Consider the following 3122-nt stretch of genomic DNA (forward strand, 5'->3'; position numbering starts at 1 on the left):
ATGGTATGTCGACCTTGGGGTTATGTTGACCGGCTCGGTGGGTGCCCTGGCCGGGAGGGGCTGACCAGGTGAGCTGGTCGACATAACCATCGCAGGGTCATCGGTTCTTGAGGAAGGCGATGAGAGCGTCGGATGCCTGGTAGCGAGCCGGTGGGCGCTCATCGAGCGCGGGGACGCGCTCCAGGGTCCGGCGTTTGAGTTCCAGATCGGCGTGCAAGTAGATCTGCGTGGTCTGGATGTTCGCGTGCCCAAGCCAGAGCGCGATGCTGGCGGTGTCGATCCCGGCGTGCAGCAGGCTCATCGCGCAGGTGTGCCGCAGCGTGTGCGGCGTGACGTTCTTCCCCGCGATGCTCGAGCAACGTGCGGTCGCGGTCGCTGTGTGACGGGTGACGAGCTTGCCGACCGCGGCTCTGGTCAGCGTGGTCCCGTTGCTGGTTGGGAACAGCGGCCCCTCTCGCTCGGGTGGGAGCTCGGCGAGCCAGGCCGTGAGGAGCTTGGTGGTGTTCTTCTGCAGCGGGATCACGCGTTGCTTGCGTCCTTTCCCGACGCATTCGAGTTGGCTGTGCGGTCCGAGGTGAAGGTCGCTGATCCGCAGGGTGACGAGTTCGCTGACGCGCAGTCCGGTTTGGATGCCCAGGTGCAGCAGGAGCCGGTCGCGGCGCCCGAGCCAGGTGTGGGTGTCCGGGGCAGCGATGAGCGCTTCGGCTTCGGGGGCGGTGAGGAACGACACGAGCGTGGTCTTGGTGCGTTTCGCTGGGATCGCGAGGACTCGGCTGATCGTCGCGATCGCGTCGGGCGCTCGGTAGCTGGCGTAGGTGAAGAACGACCGCAGCGCCGCCCGGCGGGCGTTCCTTGTGGCAGGCGAGTTCCCGCGGTCGGTCTCCAGGTGCTGGAGGAACCCGCCGATGAGGTCAGCGTCGAGGTCGGCCAGCGTCAACGCCGACGGCGCGATACCGGTCGCTTGTTGGGCGTAGGTCAGCAGGAGCCGGAACGTGTCGGCGTAGGCGGCTTTCGTGTGCGGGCCGGCGTTCAGGTGCCGGTCGAGTTTGTCGGTGAAGAACCGCTGCAGCAGCGGCGCGAGGTCACTCATCGTTCCCTCCGCTCGCGTGGATGCGTTCGGCCAGGACGGCGGCCAGTTCGGGGGTGTTCGACAGATACCAGTAGGTCGCTTCCGGGCCGACATGTCCGAGGAACGCTGACAGCACCGGCATCATCGCGTCGACGTCGCCGCCGGCGCGGATGTGACCGATGAGCGTGGTCGTCGCGAACGAGTGCCGGAAGTCGTGCAGCCGGGCGGCCGGTTCGGTCGGGCCTCCTGCCAGGCCGGCGGCTTCTCGTATCTCGCGAAACGTGTTCCCCGCGGTCGAGCGGGCGATTCGGGTGCCTCGGCGGGCAACGAACACCGCGGTCGTCTTCGGGACCGGGAACGTGCGATCCCGCAGCCGCTGGTATCGGCGGATCGCGGTCATCGTCGTCGGGTGGAGCGGGACGAGGCGAGACTTGCCGAACTTCGTGTCGGTGACCCGCGCCCATCCGCTGCCATCCCCGGACTCATCGGCTGTGATGTCGTCGTCGTTGAGGTTGCGGGCCTCGCTGATCCGCATCCCGGTCACCGTCAGCAGCCCGAGGAGTGTCTGCCAAGACGCCGCCCGGACCCGTGGGGTCAGCCTGCCTGCCGCGGCTAGCAGCATGTCGATCTGCTCGGCGGTGAAGATCAGCGGACGAGGTCGATGCGCGCCGTAGGGTCGCCCGTCCAGAACCGGAACCTCGGTCGCGGGATCGAACCAGGCGACATGCTCGGCGAACTGACGAATGTGATTCAACCGGTCCAGCACCGTGCGGCGGGAGAACTGCGCTGCCCACGCGGTCGCCAGATCGCGGCGGATCGTGGGCTCACCGGCGTCTTCCATCCAGCCGACGAACGCATCGAGGGTCTTGCCTGGCGCGACGAGCTTGAACCCGAGTGCGCGCCGGGTGGCCAGGTAGCCGTCCATCAGCTCACGTAACCCGCTCATCGTGACCACCTGCCCGAGGCAGCCGCCGGCCATTCGGGTGCGAGCGGAGTGAGCCGGTTCTTGTCGACCTTGGTGTAGAGCGCGGTCGTGCGCAGATGCGCGTGTCGCAGCAGCCCCTGGACCTCCTGCAGTGTGGCCCCGGTGGCGAGCATCCCGGTCGCGAACGTGTGCCGCAGCCGGTGCGGGCCAAACTTCTCCACCCCGGCCTTGATGCAGATCTGCCGGACGGTTCCGCAGACACCATTGGCGCTCAGTGGCTGGACCGGATCGATCACCGTCCAGAACACCTCCTCGCCCTGAACCCTGCCGCCGCGGCCGTGGAGCACGTAGTCCTCCAGCGCTTGGCCGACCTCGTCGGGCAGCGGGAGTTCGTCGATACGGTCGCCCTTGCCGCGGATGCGCAGGCCTCCGGTGCGCCAGCCGATGTCATCGAGCCGAAGGCCAGCGATCTCACACGCGCGGAGCCCGAGCCCGGTGAGCAGCAGCAGGATCGCCCGATCACGCAGCCCTTTCGGTGACCGCAGATCGAGAGTGGCGAACAGGGCCTCGATCGTGCCCGCCGGTACCGGGTCCGGGATCAATGAGAGACGCCACGCCGCCGCGTGCGGCACCACTCCCGACAAGTCCTGTCCCATCAGGTCGGAGCGGTGGGCGTACTGCAGGAAGGACCGCACCATCACCAGCTGCTTGCCCAGTGTCGATGCCTTCAGTCCGCGCGCGGCTTCCAGGTTCACCCACTCGATCACCGTCGCCGCGGTCAGCTTCCGCAGCGACTCCTCGACCGGCGCGGGCAGCCACTCCACGAATGCCGCAACGCGAGCCGTATATGCCGCAGCCGTGCACTCCTGCGTCGACCGCTCTTGCAGCAGCCACGCCTCGAACTCATCCAGCACATCCCGCGCGTCCGCGCGGCGCTGGTCACGATGAACCACCATCTCGGTCCTCCTCGACCTGAAGCCGAGCGATCCCAGCGACCGCTCGGTCAGATCAAGCGAACCCCGACTCCCGAACCAATGGTTATGTTGAACGGATCAGACGCTCATCGCCTCCCGGCCACGGCCCGCACGACGGCGGTGAACATAACCCCAAGGTCGACATACCGTCGCC

At 67.6% G+C, this 3122-nt stretch carries 3 protein-coding genes; all 3 read right to left on the reverse strand.

The window, feature by feature from the left end; genetic code table 11:
• Nucleotides 1-97: 97 nt before the first annotated feature.
• Genes AB8K43_RS15365 through AB8K43_RS15375 form a run of 3 tightly spaced genes read right to left on the reverse strand, consistent with a single transcriptional unit; the run spans nucleotide 98 to nucleotide 2950 of the window.
• Nucleotides 98-1090 (reverse strand): tyrosine-type recombinase/integrase, encoded by a 993-nt coding sequence (locus AB8K43_RS15365; RefSeq protein WP_370895083.1) that lies wholly within the window; start codon nucleotides 1088-1090, stop codon nucleotides 98-100.
• A complete protein-coding gene (locus AB8K43_RS15370) occupies nucleotides 1083-2015 on the reverse strand; it encodes a tyrosine-type recombinase/integrase (protein ID WP_370895084.1) in 933 nt (310 codons plus the stop codon). Before AB8K43_RS15370 ends, AB8K43_RS15365 begins: the two co-directional genes overlap by 8 nt.
• Nucleotides 2012-2950 carry a tyrosine-type recombinase/integrase gene (locus AB8K43_RS15375; protein WP_370895086.1) on the reverse strand — a complete coding sequence of 313 codons (939 nt, stop codon included), beginning with the start codon at nucleotides 2948-2950 and terminating at the stop codon, nucleotides 2012-2014. Before AB8K43_RS15375 ends, AB8K43_RS15370 begins: the two co-directional genes overlap by 4 nt.
• Nucleotides 2951-3122 lie beyond the last annotated feature (172 nt).

The sequence above is a fragment of the Janibacter sp. GXQ6167 genome, from assembly GCF_041365945.1.
GTDB lineage: Bacteria > Actinomycetota > Actinomycetes > Actinomycetales > Dermatophilaceae > JBGFSK01.